The organism is Haloarchaeobius marinus (assembly GCF_051207415.1).
In the GTDB taxonomy this organism is placed as follows: domain Archaea; phylum Halobacteriota; class Halobacteria; order Halobacteriales; family Natrialbaceae; genus Haloarchaeobius.
The window spans coordinates 106,687-122,471 of record NZ_JBPKGD010000005.1; the positions used below are offsets into that span (position 1 = coordinate 106,687).

The 15,785-nt window shown below is 65.0% G+C and carries 14 protein-coding genes; 6 read left to right on the forward strand and 8 right to left on the reverse strand.

Features of this window, described 5'->3' with window-relative positions; genetic code table 11:
* Position 1 precedes the first annotated feature (1 nt).
* Positions 2–919 carry a sodium:calcium antiporter gene (locus tag ACSC1W_RS17085; protein ID WP_435348854.1) on the reverse strand — a complete coding sequence of 306 codons (918 nt, stop codon included), beginning with the start codon at positions 917–919 and terminating at the stop codon, positions 2–4.
* Positions 920–1,045: 126 nt separating this feature from the next.
* Here ACSC1W_RS17085 and ACSC1W_RS17090 point away from each other — a divergent pair, with 126 nt between their 5' ends.
* The 4 genes from ACSC1W_RS17090 to ACSC1W_RS17105 all read left to right on the forward strand — a co-directional run bounded on the left by ACSC1W_RS17090 (position 1,046) and on the right by ACSC1W_RS17105 (position 4,061).
* The gene (locus ACSC1W_RS17090; protein ID WP_435348855.1) at positions 1,046–1,465 is read left to right on the forward strand and encodes a universal stress protein; all 420 of its coding nucleotides are present in this window, start codon (positions 1,046–1,048) and stop codon (positions 1,463–1,465) included.
* 140 nt (positions 1,466–1,605) lie between these two features.
* Positions 1,606–2,478 (forward strand): universal stress protein, encoded by an 873-nt coding sequence (locus ACSC1W_RS17095; RefSeq protein WP_435348856.1) that lies wholly within the window; start codon positions 1,606–1,608, stop codon positions 2,476–2,478.
* 42 nt (positions 2,479–2,520) lie between these two features.
* Positions 2,521–3,678, forward strand: coding sequence for a thiolase domain-containing protein (locus ACSC1W_RS17100; RefSeq protein WP_435348857.1), 1,158 nt, complete (start codon positions 2,521–2,523; stop codon positions 3,676–3,678).
* A gap of 2 nt (positions 3,679–3,680) precedes the next feature.
* The gene (locus ACSC1W_RS17105; RefSeq protein WP_435348858.1) at positions 3,681–4,061 is read left to right on the forward strand and encodes a Zn-ribbon domain-containing OB-fold protein; all 381 of its coding nucleotides are present in this window, start codon (positions 3,681–3,683) and stop codon (positions 4,059–4,061) included.
* A 19-nt stretch (positions 4,062–4,080) separates the two neighbouring features.
* On the opposite strand, the gene ACSC1W_RS17110 is transcribed toward ACSC1W_RS17105, so the two are convergent.
* Together ACSC1W_RS17110 and ACSC1W_RS17115 are read right to left on the reverse strand one after the other, a co-directional pair.
* Positions 4,081–5,718, reverse strand: a complete 1,638-nt coding sequence (locus tag ACSC1W_RS17110) for a glycosyltransferase family 2 protein (protein WP_435348859.1) — start codon at positions 5,716–5,718, stop codon at positions 4,081–4,083.
* A gap of 3 nt (positions 5,719–5,721) precedes the next feature.
* A complete protein-coding gene (locus ACSC1W_RS17115; RefSeq protein WP_435348860.1) occupies positions 5,722–6,216 on the reverse strand; it encodes a hypothetical protein in 495 nt (164 codons plus the stop codon).
* Positions 6,217–6,542: 326 nt separating this feature from the next.
* Between ACSC1W_RS17115 and ACSC1W_RS17120 the strand changes: the two genes are divergently transcribed.
* Positions 6,543–8,036 carry a lipopolysaccharide biosynthesis protein gene (locus tag ACSC1W_RS17120; RefSeq protein WP_435348861.1) on the forward strand — a complete coding sequence of 498 codons (1,494 nt, stop codon included), beginning with the start codon at positions 6,543–6,545 and terminating at the stop codon, positions 8,034–8,036.
* Positions 8,037–8,103: 67 nt separating this feature from the next.
* On the opposite strand, the gene ACSC1W_RS17125 is transcribed toward ACSC1W_RS17120, so the two are convergent.
* The 4 genes from ACSC1W_RS17125 to ACSC1W_RS17140 all read right to left on the reverse strand — a co-directional run bounded on the left by ACSC1W_RS17125 (position 8,104) and on the right by ACSC1W_RS17140 (position 12,388).
* Positions 8,104–9,108, reverse strand: coding sequence for a glycosyltransferase family 2 protein (locus tag ACSC1W_RS17125; protein ID WP_435348862.1), 1,005 nt, complete (start codon positions 9,106–9,108; stop codon positions 8,104–8,106).
* 73 nt (positions 9,109–9,181) lie between these two features.
* Positions 9,182–9,916, reverse strand: a complete 735-nt coding sequence (locus ACSC1W_RS17130) for a glycosyltransferase family 2 protein (protein ID WP_435348863.1) — start codon at positions 9,914–9,916, stop codon at positions 9,182–9,184.
* A gap of 53 nt (positions 9,917–9,969) precedes the next feature.
* A complete protein-coding gene (locus tag ACSC1W_RS17135) occupies positions 9,970–10,794 on the reverse strand; it encodes an undecaprenyl-diphosphate phosphatase (RefSeq protein WP_435348864.1) in 825 nt (274 codons plus the stop codon).
* A 136-nt stretch (positions 10,795–10,930) separates the two neighbouring features.
* The gene (locus ACSC1W_RS17140; RefSeq protein ID WP_435348865.1) at positions 10,931–12,388 is read right to left on the reverse strand and encodes a lipopolysaccharide biosynthesis protein; all 1,458 of its coding nucleotides are present in this window, start codon (positions 12,386–12,388) and stop codon (positions 10,931–10,933) included.
* Between the two features lie 560 nt (positions 12,389–12,948).
* On the opposite strand from ACSC1W_RS17140, the gene ACSC1W_RS17145 reads away from it, so the two are divergent.
* On the forward strand, positions 12,949–14,253 hold the full coding sequence (locus ACSC1W_RS17145; protein WP_435348866.1) for an O-antigen ligase family protein: 1,305 nt from the start codon (positions 12,949–12,951) through the stop codon (positions 14,251–14,253).
* Positions 14,254–14,329: 76 nt separating this feature from the next.
* Here the strand turns inward: ACSC1W_RS17145 and ACSC1W_RS17150 are convergent, their stop codons facing one another.
* The gene (locus ACSC1W_RS17150) at positions 14,330–15,772 is read right to left on the reverse strand and encodes a sulfatase (protein WP_435348867.1); all 1,443 of its coding nucleotides are present in this window, start codon (positions 15,770–15,772) and stop codon (positions 14,330–14,332) included.
* Positions 15,773–15,785 lie beyond the last annotated feature (13 nt).

Below are 15,785 nucleotides of genomic sequence, written 5' to 3' on the forward strand. Positions count from 1 at the left end.
GTCACAGGACCACGAACGAGGGGAGGTAGAGGAGCAGACAGCCCACCGCTCCCCTGCGACCGATGCCGCGTCCCCAGTACATGAGCGCCAGCACGGTGAGCGAGACGAGGAGCATGTAGGCAGTCGAGGTGAACACCGACGACGGGTCGGTGACCACCACGTCGGCGAAGAGTGCGCCCACCCCGAGCGAGAACACCGGGTCGGTGATGTTGCTTCCGAGGAGCGCCCCGACCGAGATGCCCGGGTCGCCCCGCCTGGCGGCGAGGCTGGCGACGGCGATCTCCGGTGCGGTGGTGCCGAGACCGGTCAACAGGCCGACGAGGTACTCGGGCACGCCGACGAGGCGGGCGATGGCGACGCCGTTGGTCACCATGAGGTGGCCGCCGACCACCACGAGCGCGATGCCGAGGAGTATCATCGGGACGGCACGCCGCGGGGACTCGCGCTCCTCGACGACCTCCTCGGTTATCTCCTCGCCTCCCTCGCTCGTGTAGAGGTCGTGGACGAACACGACGTACGCGAGCATCATGAGGAAGCCCTCGGAACGGATGATACCGCCCTCCAGCGTGAGAATCATGATTATCATCGCGAGGAGCATGGCCCCGCCGTAGATGACGACGTTCCGGCGCTCCGCCTCGATGGGCGAGATGAGCGCGACGATGCCGATGGCGAGGGTTATCTGTGCGGTCTCGGAGCCGACGATGTTCCCGACCAGGAGGTCGCCAGCGCCGTAGAGGGCGGCGTAGACTGAGGTCGTCATCTCGGGGATGGACGTCCCGATGGAGATGACGGTGACGCCGATGAAGAAGTTCGAGACGCCGTAGTAGAGCGCGAGTTCGGCGCCGGTCCGGACGGTTCGGTCGGCCCCGAACAGGAGCACGGCGAGTCCGGCCAGGAAGCCACCGACTTCGAGGAGCATCGGGCACTGGAGAGACGACCCGTGTCGAGTAAAAAGTATCTCTCGTCGGGAGGGTTCGTCCCGGCGACCGTTGCGGTTCGGTGGTGGAGGACCAACGGTTAATTCGGTCCGTGGAGTAGTATGCGTATGGAGCACATCCTGTTGGCCACGGACGGGAGCGAGTACGCACGCCAGGCGGCCCGACATGCCATCGAACTCGCTGACGAGGACGGGGCGACGCTGCACGTCATCTGCGTGGTCGACCAGCGCCGGTTCGACGACCCTGCGCTCAGTTCGGCCGAACTGGCGACCATCTTCGCCGACGAGCACGCTGCTGTCTGCGTCGAGGAAGTGACGAAGATGGCAGCGGACACCGCCGTCGCCGTCGACGGCGACATCCGGCACGGGGTGCCACACGAGGTCATCCTCGACTACGCCGACGAGGTGGACGCGGACGTCATCGTCGTCGGCGAACACGGCGAACACGAGGAGCACTTCTCCGGCGTCGGGCGGAAGGTCGCCGACACGGCCGACCGGGAGGTGGTCGTCGTCGAAGCGGGGTCGTAGGCAGTGGGCCGGAGGGCCTGTGCCCGGTGTCCGCGATTCCACGGTACCGACGGCGGGACCGGACGTGGGGTTCTCACCCGGTGGGAACAGGGGGTCGGAGATAGGTCGTTCGAGCACGAACGTACGACACGGGACTAACGATGTACCAACGATTACTCGTTCCGACGGACGGCAGTGAGGTCGCAGAGGCAGCCGCCGAGGCGGCGGTCGCGCTCGCAGGCCGGTTCGACGCGGACCTGCACGTGCTTCACATCATCCAGCGCGCCAGCTTCCCGATCGGACTGGAGGACGCAGAGACCGACTATCTCGAACAGCAGGCCGAAGCAGCGACGACGGCGGTAACCGAGATGGCGGCCGAGGCCGGCGTCGAGGCCACGACGACCGTCGTCGAGGACAACGAGGCCCACCGGGCCATCCTCACCTACGCCGACGACCACGACGTCGACTGTATCGTCATGGGGACCCACGGTCGGAGCGGCGTCGGCCGGTTCGTCCTCGGGAGCGTCACCGAACAGACGCTTCGGGAGTCGCCCATCCCCGTGCTGACGGTCCACAGCGACACCGTCGTCGACCCGTCGCTGGACGAACTGCTGGTCCCGACCGACGGCAGCGAGATGGCCGATGCTGCGGCCGACGAGGCAATCGAACTGGCGCTGGAGACCGACGCGACGCTCCACGTGGTGAACGTCGTCGACCGGACGATGGTCTGGGAGGACACTCCCTCGGGGAGCGTCCTGAAGGCGCTCGAACGGGCCGGGAAGGAGGCGCTCGAATCTGTCATCGAACGGGCCGAGGCGGCAGGCGTCTCGTCGGTGCAGGCCTCGGCACTGTCCGGGAGACCACACCGCGCCATCGTCGACTACGCCGACGAGAACGACGTCGACTGCATCGTCATGGGGACCCACGGTCGGGGCGGCGTCAGCCGCGTGCTCGTGGGGAGCGTCACCGAACGCGTCGTCCGACTCAGCGACGTCCCGGTTCTCTCCGTGAAGGGGGACGGCGCCGTGGACTGACCGGTGGAGTTAATCCCGGCGTCGTGGTATTTTATCGCACACATGGGAGCGAGCATCGCGAGCGCAGCGAGTACCAGGTACGACAAGTACCCCGAGTCGTCCTCGCGGGAACTGTTCAGCGAGGCCGCCGCGAAGGCGTTCGACGCCACGGCGGTCGAACCGGCCGAACTCGACGCGGTCTACGTCGGGAACTTCATGGGTGACCTCATCGAGGACCAGGGGCACATGGGCGCGCTCCTCGCCGACTACGTCGGGTGTCGAGAGGCCGCCTCGGTCCGGCTCGAGAGCGCCTGCGCGTCCGGCGGTGCGACGTTCCGACAGGCGGTGCTGGCCATCGAGGCAGGGGCGGCGGACGCGGTGCTGGCGGGCGGCGTCGAGCAGATGTCCATCGCGGACATCGAGCACCTGACCGACGCCCTCGCCAACGCGGCCGACGACGTGTTCGAGAACGAGCAGGGGCTGACGTTCCCCGGCATCTACGCGCTCATGGCGCGGCGGTACATGCACGAGTTCGGCGCGTCGCGCGAGGACCTGGCAGCAGTGTCGGTCAAGAACCACAACAACGCGGTCGCGAACCCGGTCGCGCAGTTCCAGACGGAACTCACCGTCGAGGAGGTCCTCGAATCGAAGCAGATCGCGACGCCACTGACGCTCTACGACGCGTGCCCGGTCTCCGACGGGGCGAGCGTCGTCCTGCTGGTGAGCGACGAGTACGCGGACGAGCGAGGACTCGACACGGCAGCGACCGTCCTCGGCACCGGGCAGTCGAGCGACGCCGTCGCACTCCAGGACCGCGACTCCATCACCTGGACGGCGGCGGCAGAACGGGCGGCCGAGCAGGCCTACGAGGACGCCGACGTCTGGGCCAGCGACGTCGACGTGGCGGAGGTCCACGACTGCTTCACCATCGCCGAGATACTGGCGCTGGAGGCGCTCGACTTCTACGAACAGGGCGAGGGGACCCGAGGTGCGGTCGAGGGGGAGACGGCCGTGGACGGCGACACGCCGGTGAACACGTCCGGCGGCCTCCTCGGCAAGGGCCACCCCGTCGGGGTGACCGGCATCGGTCAGGTCGTGGAACTGACGAAGCAACTCGATGGGCGCCACCCGAACCAGGTCGACGACCCCGACATCGCGCTCGCGCACAACGTCGGTGGCAGCGGCGCGAGCACGACGGTGACCATCCTCGGGGGTGACTGACCGTGCCGGCCTGGTTCGACTCCTTCACGGACGCGGTCGCGTCGGGCGACCAGCAGTACCTCGCCTGTGGGACCTGCGGGGAACCGTCCCTGCCACCCCGCGAGTTCTGCCCGGAGTGTGGGTCGACCGAGTTGACCCCCGAGGCGCTCTCGGACCGGGGAGCGCTCCTGTCGTTCACCGAGATATCGGTGACGATTCCGAAGTTCCACGGCGAGACGCCCTACACGGTGGTCCTCGTCGAACTCGACGACGGGGTCGTCCTCACCGGCCAGCTCAGGGACGCGACCGCCGCCGACGTCAGCATCGGCGACGAACTCGTTCTGGAGACGGAACCCCACGGCGACGGGACGGCCCTCCTCACGTTCCGTCCGGCAGCCGACTGACCGTCGGCCTGCAGCGCCCTCACCACTGCTTCTCGCGGAAGAACGCCCGATAGGTCCCCGCACAGACGGTGTAGTCGATGAAGTGCTTGTAGCCGACGAAGAACAGCGGCGCGTACGCCAGCATTCGCAGGGGTTCGTCCTCCAGGGCGATGGAGAACAGCGTGACGAGTCCCGTCATGACGGCGAACAGGAGGACGAGCGCCAGCAGGTACGTCGTCGGGTTGAACAGGAGTCCCCACACCACCGCCCCGAGTATCACGAAACTCCCGACGGGCCCGAACAGGTGCGAGACGAGGTAGGCGGGCAGGCTGAGCGCGTGGAGGTACCGGTACTGCGGCGAGAGCAGGACGTCGCGGTGCTTCCGGAAGGTCTCGAGTCCACCGCAGTACCAGCGCAGTCGCTGTCGCCACAGCGGCCGCCAGCCGTCCGGGACGATGGTCCGGACGACGCCACGGCCGTGTCTGACGGACCAGCCGTTCTTGAGCAGTTTCACGGTCAGGTCGAAGTCCTCGGTGACCGTGTCCGGGTCGTACCCCCAGATGTCTTCGAGCGCCTCCCGTCGGTAGACGCCGAGACACCCCGGGACGACCGGGACGGCCTCGAACAGCGAGTATGCCCGCCGGTTCGTGTTCGAGATGCCGTACTCGATTCGCTGGAGGGCGGTGAGGAACGAGTCGTCGTTCGAGGCGAGCACGACCGGGCTGAGGGCACCGATGGTCGGGTCCGCCCAGAGTTGCTCGACCATCTTCGTCAGCGCGGTCGGGTCGGGACGGCTGTCGGCGTCGATGGTGGCGACGACCGGACTCGAGGAACACTGCAACCCGAAGTTCAGCGCCGCGTGTTTGCCACCGTTGTCCCGGTGGAACACTTTCACCCCCTGGTCCCGGTACGCCGCCGCAGCCTCGTACGTCCCGTCCGTACTCCCGTCGTCGACGACCACGACCTCGAGTTTCTCCGACGGGTACGTCGACGTGAGGACCGACTCGATGCAGTCCCCGATGACCTCGACCTCGTCGTAGGCCGGAATCAGGACGCTCACCTCCGGGTACGTCGACAGTTCCTGCGCCCGTTCCCCGCGGACGTACTGGTAGAGCGCCAGCGGGAGGATGAACGTGACGTGGAACGTGAACAGGAGCAACGAGAACAGGAAGACGGCCGCCAGGAACGTTCTCGTCCCGATGACGAGGCTGAGGACGACCATCGTCACGAGCACCGCTGCGATGGCCGTGAGGACCCACGACGGCCACGAGACGTCCTCGAAGAACTCGTCCCATCGAGTCACGGTGACGACGGCGTAGCTCGCCCCGGTACAGAGGACGAACAGCCAGCCGACGCTCTCGGGTGACACCGGTCGCAGCAGCGAGACGACGACCACGCCGACGGTGGCCGAGAGGCCGCCGAGCAGGACCCACACCGGGACGCGAACCGCGGGCACGAACGTGTATCGCCAGACTGTGTGCCACCGCCGGGACGCGAGCAGTCCGGCCCCGAAGAGGACCGAGAGGGCGAGTCCGACGAGGAACAGCCAGAGCGGGACGGGGACCGGTTCCACCACGAGAATCATCCAGAGGAGGACCCCGAACGCGAGCCAGGAGGCCCCGAGGACTCCCAGCGCGAGCGACGACCGGGAGAGGAGTCCGGATTCGTCGTCGTCCATCGTCTACGGTCTGTCGACCCTCCCGAGCGCCCGGTCCTGCGGGCTCCCGCAGCGGAGGCAACTGTGCACCGTCGTGACGACCTGCAGCTGGTCGCCGGTCTCGTCCTCGACCCCGCACTTGGGACAGACCAGTCGGCCGTCTTCGACGGCCTGGAGGTACCCGGCGATGCCCACGTACCCGCAGTCGGTGTGTTCGCGGACCACCGTCTCGATGGACTGCAGCGACCCGCACTCCGAACACGACAGGTCCGTCGGCGCGTCGATGGACCGTTCGGGGGAGAGGAGTTCCGACGGGACGACTTCGCGGAGGGACCCGTCGGGCGAGACCCAGACGAGTCGTCCACCTGCCGGCAACTGACCGTCGGAGGTGGACGCGTACTGGAGGGCGGCGTCGGGGGCTCCGGAAGACGACGTGGTGTCGCTCCCGTCCGCAGACGAGAGCGATTTCTGGTCCGAGTCGCCAGAAAGTCGTCGTTCGTTATCGGTCGGCCTGCTCATTGCCCAGACAACAGCCAGATACTCAATTAGTTATGCATTTTATTATTTTTTAGACCTCGAATACCGAAGCAGATGCTTGTTACTGGTTAGCACTTTGCGTCTCTCCGTGCGAACCGGGGTCCCGAGACGTTCGCCGACCGACGGGCAACAGTGGGAGTATAACAAGGCGGCTCTGGGGTGTGGAACCGAGGGATGAACGAGGAACGGGAACCGTGAGTGGAACCTCGTCGGCACGTCGCCGGTCCTTCGAGTGTGAGGTCCCGGACCGGACGCCACCGCCACAGACGGGAGCGCCGGAGGCCTGACGCGTGGTTCCGAAACCGTCCGTGATACTGCGGTCGGTCCAGCGTGCGTTGACTCCGGGGTCCTCCGTCGCCGAGCGTGCCGTCACCGGCGGCGTGTGGGTCGTCCTCCTCAACGTCGTGGACCGTCTCATCCGCTTCGGCGCGCTGATAGTCCTCGCCAGGTTCCTCTCGCCGGCGGCGTTCGGACTGCTCGGACTGGGACTGCTGGTACTCGCGGTCGTTCGCCAGAGCACCAAACTGGGACTCAACGCCGCCCTCGTCCACCACGAGGACGACGACGTCGACCACTACCTCGACACGACGTGGGTACTCACGGTCACTCGCGGACTGCTCATCGCACTGGCGGCGTTCGTCTCGGCCCCGTACGTCGCTTCGCTGTTCGACGCGCCGCAACTCACCGACGTCGTCCGGGTCGTCGCCCTGACGCCGCTGCTGAAGGGACTGCGCAACCCCGGCGTCGTCTACTTCAAGAAGGAGTTGCTCTTCCACAAGCAGTTCGGCTACCAGATCAGTGGCACCGTCGCCTACGCGGTGGCGACCGTCGGCGTCGCCCTCGTCTCGCCGACCGTCTGGGCACTCGTCGCCGGCACGCTCGCCGGGGCGGCCGTCAGGACGACGTCATCGTACGCCATCCATCCCTACCGGCCCCGGTTCAGGTTCGACCTGTCGGCCGCCCGCCGACTGCTCGGGTACGGGAAGTGGATATTCGGCTCGGGGCTGGTCCTGCTCGCGCTCAACTGGGGCGACGACGGGATGATCGGCTGGTACGTCGGGGCGGCCAGTCTGGGGCTGTACCGGCTGGCGTTCCAGTTCTCGAACGCGCCGGCGACGGAGGTCACGCAGGTCATCTCGAGCGTCGCGTTCCCGGCGTACTCCCAGATACAGGACGACACCGCGGCGCTCCGGGAGGCGTTCCTGCGGACGATGCGGGTCGTCTCCTTCGTCTCGTTCCCCGTCGCGGTCGGTATCGCGGCCGTGGCACCGGTCTTCGTCGACGCCTTCTTCGGGCCGGAGTGGCTCCCGATGGTCGACGTCATCCGCGTCCTCGCCGTCTGGGGAGCCTTCCGGTCCATCGCGGCGGGCATCGGCCCGCTCTTCCGGGCGACCGGTCGGCCCCAGTACAACACGGCACTGCAGAGCCTGCGTCTCGTCGTCTTCGCTGCCGCGGTGTACCCCGCGACGGCGGCCTGGGGCATCGTCGGCACTGCCATCGCCATCGTCGTCAGCGCACTCGTCGAGAACCCCATCGCCATCTACGTCTCCATCCGGGCCGTCGACACGTCGGTTCGCCGCGTCGGTCGGTTGCTGGCGATTCCGGCCAGCGCGAGCCTCGCGATGGGCGTGGTCGTCGTCTCGGTCCAGACGGTCGGGACGGGACTCGGCGAGTACGCCGAACTGGCCGTCCTCGTCGCGACGGGCGTCGTCGTCTACGGGACGCTCGTCTTCTGCTGGTCTCGCCTGACTGACCTCGAACTCGAGAGCGACCTCGCGACGCTCCAGCGGGCGTTGACGTGACCAGCAAGGAGAACCGTCGTCGCCGCGCCCGGAGCAGGACGGGCGCCTGTGGAGGACCGGTCGTCCGTCAGTGGGAGGACAGCAGGCCGTCGTCGCCCACGACGGTCGTGTTCTGGTACCGGTTGACGAACCGCTTGCCGGCCCGGGCCAGGGTGTGGGTGTACCGCCCGCCCAGGGCGACGGCCAGGAACGCGTAGGTCGTGGGACTCGTCGGATAGTACTGGAGCGACCGGACGAGGTACCGGATGGCCTCGAAGTAGTGCCCGGCGGAGATGGCGTGGTCTGCCACTGCACGGGCCAGCACGCCCTGGAACCGTCGCTCGTACCGGGGACCGCACGCCGCGGCGCTCTCTCGATGCTTCTGTAACATCAGTGGGTACGCCTGGTCCCGTTTGGCCTCGTAGTCGTCCGATATCTGTGGCCCGTCGATGAACTGGCGGACCGTCAGCAGTTCCGGGACCGAGACGAAGTCGTAGTGGCTGGCGAGTCGGAAGTACCACTCCCGGTCCTGCCAGCAGGGGAACTCCTCGTCCAGATACCCCGTCCGGTCGAACACGCTGGCGCGCACCATGATGGTCGAGAACGTGCCGAAGTGGGCCCCCTGGACGAGTTGCTTCGTGAAGTCCCCGTGTTCGGTCGGCCGAGTGACGTTCGTCACCTCCCCCGAGGGGTCGACGTACACCTGCCCGGTGAACGACACGCCGACGTCGTCGCCCGCCGCCTGGAACGCACGTACCTGTCGTTCGAGCTTCTCGGGACGCCAGTAGTCGTCGTCGTCGAGGAACGCGACGAACTCACCTCGCGACGCCTCGATACCCGTGTTCCGGGCCACGTTCGCGCCCCGGTTCCTCTCGTGGTGATACACCCGCAGGTCCATCGTCGAGGGAATCGAGAGGTCCTCCAGCCCCTCCTCGACGCGGGCATCGGACCCGTCGTCGACGATGAGCATCTCCACGTTCTCGTAGGACTGCTCGGTGACGCTCTCGACGGCGTTTGTCAGCAGCCGTGGTCGTCCGTACGTGGGTATCACGACGCTGACGAGGGGGTGGCGGTCCGAACCTGAAACGGCCATAGTATGAGTATCAAGTGAGACGATTTTTAAATATGCGTCTCGTTCTGCAACGTAGCTGGTACGTAAAAACTGGTCAGGACTTCCCTAGCATCCCACGGATTCTGCCCAGCGACATCGCCACGTGCCCACCGAACCTGGCGGCCGTGTGCGGGAGCGACCGGCCCACGTAGTTCGACGGGTCGAGGAGTCCCTCGGCGATGCTCAGCCACTGGCGACGGTCCCCCACGCCCTGCTTGTCCCAGTAGTACGGCGTCTGGGTCTCCAGCCGGTACCGCTTCCGCCAGTAGTCGCGGTACGACTCGGCGTAGGAGTGGTGGACGACCAGCTCCGGGTCGTAGTAGATGGGGTACTCCTCCAGGACGCGGGTCGCGAGTTCCTTCTCCTCGTGTCCCCACGTGATGGCCTCGTCCCAGCCGCCGACCGCGTCGAACACCTCAGCCCGGACCGCCATGTTGCAGCCCCAGAACCGGGTGACGTACCGTCCGGTGTCGCCGAAGTCGTAGTGGCTGGCGACGAGCGCGAAGACGTCGTCCCTCGGATGGATTGTCCTACCCGCGACGGCCGCCTCCCTGTCGAGAATGTCGGAGACGCGCGAGAGATACCCCTCCTGGGGCCGGGAGTCGTCGTCGAGGAAGACGAGTTTGTCGGCGTTCGCCCGTTCGACGCCCTCGTTCCGGGCCTTCGTGACCGTCTCGTCGTCCCGCACGATGACCTCGTAGTCGGTGAACGCCTCGCGTTCGAGGTGGTCCAGCGCCTCGATCTCCGCACGAGGTTTCAGCGACGCGATGATGACGCTCAGCTCTACCATCGGGCGGTACGAGGGTCTCGGAACAGGTAGTAAGAGAGTTCCTACGGCCCGATTCAGAGGACGGCGACCACGAGTCCACCGACCGTCGCGAGCCCACCGAGGCCGAAACAGACCGCCCAGAACGGGACGCGTTCGACGACGGTCATCAGCGCGTCGATGGTGAGGTACCCGACGACGGCACTGGTCAGCAGTGCGACGCCGGCAGCCGCCGGGGAGACGCCAGGGAGTCCACCCGCCGAGAGCACCGTGAGGACGCCGGCGCCGAGGCCGGCGGGTATCGACAGGAGGAACGAGAGCCTGAACGCCGACGGCGTCTCGTGGTTCCGGAAGAGCAGGACGCTCGTGGTGACGCCCGACCGGGAGACACCGGGCAGGATCGCCAGGCCCTGGACGGCACCCACGAGCATCGCGTCGGCGAACGTCGGGTCCTCCTTCGACGCCAGGTCGACGCGGGCCGAGGCCAGCTGGAGTATCCCCGTGAGAATCAGGAGGGCCCCGATGCCCGCGACGAAGACGCTGCCCGCGAGTTCGCTCGCCACGTCGACCGCGTACACGTACACCGGGATGCCCACGGCGGCGGTCGCGACGCAGGCGACCAGGACGAACGACGTCAGTGCGTTCTCGTTCTCGAACGCCGACCCGGGCCGCCACTCGGGGACGTTCGTGGCGGCCTCCTCGATGTCGTCGCGGTAGTACACCGCCGACGAGACCGTTGTCCCGACCTGGAGGAACAGCGCGAGCTGGAGTGCGGTCTCCGGCGGAACCCCAACGACCGTCAGGAACATCGACAGGTTGCCCTGGCTCGACACTGGGAGCCACTCGACGATACCCTGGACGACGCCAGCCAGCGTCGCGACGACGAGTTCCGGGATGTCCATCGAGTACGGTCGTCGTATCCCAGGGGGATAGTAATACTGCACCCAACGGTCAGCGACGTGCAGCTGGAACCTCGGTCGGGTCGGTCAGGTGCCGACTAACCAGGGCGGCGACAGCTAGTGGCGGAGTCCGGATATCCTATCCACGGCTTCGAATCGGAGAGAGCACCGTTCCGAGGAGGAATCGGACCTCGTCGGGACGGACCGCCTTACTCGCTATCAGGAACGCGAAGTATATCGGGGGACACAGGAGCAAGAGAACGAGGATGTCGTCGAAACCGAACACGGTGACGACCGTGAACATCCCAGCAGCCGATGCTGCTGCCTTCAGGGCGAATCGCGACTCGAGTTCGACGTCGTAGCGTCGCATCGCCAGTGCGTACAGGGTGGCGAAGACGAAGAGGTACGTCACGAGCGTCGCGAGCGCCGCCCCGAACGCGGCCATCGTCGGGATGAGTACGAGGTTGAGTGCGACGTTGAACAGGGCACTGCCGAGTTTGAGGATAGATATCGTGAACGTCCGTTCGTCCGCGAAGAACAACTGCTGATAGACGGTGTTCAACCCGGATAACATGATTCCGGTAGCGATGACCGGTATCAGCACGGGTTGGTACGCCGCGGTCGTCGTGACCAGCAGGTCGACCAACTGTTCGCCGACGAGGTACAGTCCAACGATCGAGGGAATCGAGAGGCTGAGTATATACCGGGTTCCGTTCGAGAGGTACCGGTAGCACTGCTCCGAGTTCCCCGCTTCCCAGAGTCGGCTGAGTTCCGGGAAGAACGTGACTCGAAGCGGAATCGCGTACGTCCGCAGCACTCGCGCGATCGTGTACGCGACGGAGTAGATACCCACCACGTTCGCGCCGATGAAGTAACCCAGCATGAGCTTGTCTGCACGGGACTGGAACGTGCCCGAGATGTCCCCGACCATGATCGGAACGGAGTACCGAAGCTGCGTCTGCAGGTCGGTGAAACGCGGGACGTGAATCCCTGTCGACCGCAGGACGAACCCCTGCAGTACGATAGCGAACAGGCCTTCCGTCAGTACCACGGCCGACATCACTCCCAGCAGGCCGACCTCGAGGACCAGGACACTCAGGACCACGACGGCGACTTTGAGATAGGTTTTGACTCCGTTGAGCGTGGAGTGTCGCTTGACGTTCATCTCGGACCGGTAGTAGTTCCGCCCCATCTCCTGGAGGGCGTAGATGGGCACCATCAGGGTCCCTATCTGGAATACGGTCGTGTAGCCAGGGTCACTGAGAAACGTCGTCGAGAGAACCGATGCCATCGCGAACAGCAGCGTAGCAGTGGCCGAGGCGACCACGAGAGCGACTACCGTGAGAGACACGTACAGTCGTGAGTGCTCCGTGTTCGCACGCTCCTGTGCGTACTTGATCTGCCCCTTCTCCAGACCGAGAAGTGAGATCTTCGAAGTCAGTGTACAGATAGTCATCACCTGTACGAACGCACCGTAGGCTGCGACACCGATGAACTGGGTGATGACCGGTATTATTACGAGACCGTGGATCTTCTGTGAGAGGTTTATGAGCGTCGTTATGAGTACGTCCGTAGACAGTTTCTTGCTAAGTGACATATATGGGCTGTGGGACTGAGGGAGTACCTTCCATCGCTGGCCTTCTCGGAGTCTGGCGGGGACGGTTTCGACGCGAATCCGAATCGTTCACTGTCCCCGTGAACGACCCTCTTTCGTCCGTGTCGGTTACGCACTGTCCAGCGGTGGAGGCAGCATCCGGTCCAGCCACCGTTTGGAGGGCACTCGTCTCCTCGGGGCCTTCGTCCAGCACGCTTCCTCGGGCGTGTGATTCGAGTTCAACTACCCGTCGAGTCGGTTCGCACTCGGCCCTGAAAGTAAACAAAGGGCTACGGGAGAGAAGACGCGAAGTAGCGGACGTAGTGAGAATATAACGAGTTCCCAGTCCAAGGCGGATATCTGCAAGCCGTAGCGTCGTCGTGGGTACGAACGCCCTCGTCCCGTGGTCGTGGTGTCGAGCGGTTCCTGCTCGTGCACTAGCTCACCTGCCGAACGAACGCGGCCGGTTGCCACTTCGAATCCCTGCATAGGAGAGTCCAAACCGCGGACGTGGCGGCGTATCAACTGGATAACTATTGGTGTGTGCCAGAATGCTACCGTTGATGATTCCAGTGGAACGGATACGTCTAGGTGCGAAGCAGATATGGTCAACACGAGAGGCGGTTCCGAGCATGGGACGTCTGGAGGTCTTACTTCTCGGAGCCATAACGCTGTTATTCCCCTTCCACTCGTCGGTCGAACTCTTCGTCACCACGGTGAACGGCAGTCTGGCGGATTCGCTGGTCGGTGTTACCGTCCTGCTGGTGCTTCTCGGCGTCGTCAGAGTCAGAACGGTCCACGTTTCGTTCGTCCCCGCTATCGCGTTCGTAACGCTAGCCGCCGTTGGGATCGGAGGTAGAGTGCTGATTGCCACTCCCGACTACTACGTGGCGACCACCGCCGTGGTAGAAACGGTAAAGCTCGTCGCGACGCTCGCGTGGATGGTAGCTATTTACTCGCTACTACTGCGGGACACGAGTCGTCGCCTCACAGTAGTTACCATCATCACAGCCGTCCTCGCTGGCGCGTACGGGTTCTGGTCGTTCTACCTCGTGAGGGAACTCGGCGTCTGGCGTCCGAGTGGACCGTTCCAGAATCCGAACCTGTTCGCAGATTACCTCCTCCTGGCGATCTTCCTCTCGCTGGCTCTCCTGACCCGGACGGTTCGATCGAACGATACTCGCATGACCGTCGCGCTCACCATCTCGATTCTGGGGGCGTTCCTCGGTCTCGTTAGCACGGCATCTCGGTCGGGATTCGGAGCGCTGCTGGTCGGATTGGTCGTCGTCGTCGACTGGAAGCGAGTCGCACATCGCATCCGTACAGACGTCCGTGTCGCCCTCGGGTCAGTCGTTGCGATTCCCGCAGTCCTGTTCGTCTTCCTGACTGCCGATTTCAAGATCGTTCAGCGGTTCGCTGATGCCCTCTCCGGTGAGCACATCGGTTCGAGGCCCGAGGTCTGGCGCCGGTCGTTCGAGGTGTTCCTCGATTCACCGGTACTCGGAATCGGAATCGGCCAGTTCCGGTACGTCGTCACCTCTTCCCATCCACTCCCACACAATACGTCGGTTCTCATCCTGACGGAGACGGGGTTGATCGGCGTCGCTTTCGCAGCTATGTTCGTACTGACGTTGCTTCGAGCATCGCACCGACTGTCGGAGACGTATCCGTCGATGCGCATGTTCACTGGTTTCTTCGTCGCGACGCTGGTCAACTCGATGTTTCACGACATATACAACTTCAGGTCGCTGTGGATAGCCGCCGGAATCGTCGCTGCAGCGTCAGTATCGTACCCGAACGTCAAGTCGACCGCGATAGACGACCTATCACTACCGCTGTCGTGGCAGCGAAGCACGAGTCGGGAGTAAGCCGCTCCCGGTCGGTCTGGAGAGGTCCCGAGATGCCGAGACTGCTACCGGCCCAATTGAACAGGCATATCGTAGATTATTGCAGGTATCCCAGGTCTTCGAGTCGTCGTTCGGTGGCACCGTCTATCTCTCCGCCGTGGTCGTCGGAGCTCTGTTCGAACTCTCCCAGGTCGCTCTCCAACCTCGCAGCCAGGTCGTCTCGAACGTCGTCGTTGGCACTCACAACGTCGTCCGTCTCGAGGGGGTCCACACGAACGTCGTATAGTTCGTCGGTCCCATCTGTAGCCTGGATGTACTTCCACTCCCGGGTCCGGATACTTCGGAGTCCCCGGTCGTATCGCCGCACCTCGTCGGGAACGTCGTCCACCCGTTCCGCGAGGGCTTCCATCGATGGCTGTGGGGTGAGGTACTCTCCGAGAACGTACTCGCGACCCTCACCGTCCCCGAGACGGGTCGTCGACACACCGTCGTCTGCTGGCACGTCGACTCCAGCGAGGTCGAGTATCGTCGGGTAGAGGTCGCGGACCTCGAACAGTTCCTCACGGTGCTCGCCACCGTCGTACTCCGACGGATAGCGAGCCACCAGTGGGACGTGCAACAGCGTGTCGTACAGGCAGTACTGGTGGTCCATCAGGCCGTGCTCGCCGATGTTCTCCCCGTGGTCCCCCACGACGAAGAGCGCCGTCTCGTCGAGCAGGTCCCGTTCGTCGAGGAAGTCGTAGACCTGTCCGATTCGATAATCGAGATAGGCCAGTTCGCCCTCGTAGAGCGAAGTGAGAGCCTCGAAGTCGCGTTCGTCCATCTCCTCGGACCCGCAGATGTACGCCCAGGCGTCCTGGTTGACGTCCTCGACGTCGGAAGCGTCCAGCCAGTCGGGGCGGAATCGGTCAGGTGGACTGTATTCGAGATGCGGTTCGAGGTAGTTGACGAACATGAAGAACGGCCGGTGGGCCCGGCCGTTCGACAACCGACGCCGGATGCGCCAGTTGGTCACCAGTGCACCGTCGTCGAAGCGTCTCCGAAGGAGCTTCGAGAATGCGGCGTTCAGTATCGTCTTCGGCGCTTCGCTGTCCAGGAGGTTCCGACAGACCGCCGTTATCTGGGCTGTCGTCCCCTCGTTCGACTTCGCGATCGTCGGCAGGTCTACGCCACCGTCGACCAGTTCCCACGCGACGTCGAACGTATCGAACCCGCAATCGAACCCGAAGTCGGGACTCACCCACGTGTTGTTGGATATCCCTACCGTTCGGTAGCCAGCACCCTGGAGCAGTTCGGCCAGCGTGGGCACGTCGGGGTCGAATCGTCTGGACCCAGCGTGCGTCCCGTGGTCGGACGTGTACTGACCGGTGAACATCGACGCGTGGGACGGGAGCGTCCAGGGCCCGGTCGTGAACGCGTTCTCGAAGGTCACTCCCTCGTCGGCTATCCGATGCAGGTTCGGCATCACGTCCGGACGCCCGAGGACGGTCCGAGCGCGAGCAGTGTCCATCACGATGAGGACGACGTTAGGCCGAGACATCGGTCTCACCTCC

Bases quoted from the DNA above. Each gene is read 5' to 3' on its own strand.
- ACSC1W_RS17085 (WP_435348854.1), bottom strand. From the start codon at position 919: ATGCTCCTCGAAGTCGGTGGCTTCCTGGCCGGACTCGCCGTGCTCCTG.
- ACSC1W_RS17090 (WP_435348855.1), top strand. From the start codon at position 1,046: ATGGAGCACATCCTGTTGGCCACGGACGGGAGCGAGTACGCACGCCAG.
- ACSC1W_RS17095 (WP_435348856.1), top strand. From the start codon at position 1,606: ATGTACCAACGATTACTCGTTCCGACGGACGGCAGTGAGGTCGCAGAG.
- ACSC1W_RS17100 (WP_435348857.1), top strand. From the start codon at position 2,521: ATGGGAGCGAGCATCGCGAGCGCAGCGAGTACCAGGTACGACAAGTAC.
- ACSC1W_RS17110 (WP_435348859.1), bottom strand. From the start codon at position 5,718: ATGGACGACGACGAATCCGGACTCCTCTCCCGGTCGTCGCTCGCGCTG.
- ACSC1W_RS17115 (WP_435348860.1), bottom strand. From the start codon at position 6,216: ATGAGCAGGCCGACCGATAACGAACGACGACTTTCTGGCGACTCGGAC.
- ACSC1W_RS17125 (WP_435348862.1), bottom strand. From the start codon at position 9,108: ATGGCCGTTTCAGGTTCGGACCGCCACCCCCTCGTCAGCGTCGTGATA.
- ACSC1W_RS17130 (WP_435348863.1), bottom strand. From the start codon at position 9,916: ATGGTAGAGCTGAGCGTCATCATCGCGTCGCTGAAACCTCGTGCGGAG.
- ACSC1W_RS17135 (WP_435348864.1), bottom strand. From the start codon at position 10,794: ATGGACATCCCGGAACTCGTCGTCGCGACGCTGGCTGGCGTCGTCCAG.
- ACSC1W_RS17140 (WP_435348865.1), bottom strand. From the start codon at position 12,388: ATGTCACTTAGCAAGAAACTGTCTACGGACGTACTCATAACGACGCTC.
- ACSC1W_RS17145 (WP_435348866.1), top strand. From the start codon at position 12,949: ATGATTCCAGTGGAACGGATACGTCTAGGTGCGAAGCAGATATGGTCA.
- ACSC1W_RS17150 (WP_435348867.1), bottom strand. From the start codon at position 15,772: ATGTCTCGGCCTAACGTCGTCCTCATCGTGATGGACACTGCTCGCGCT.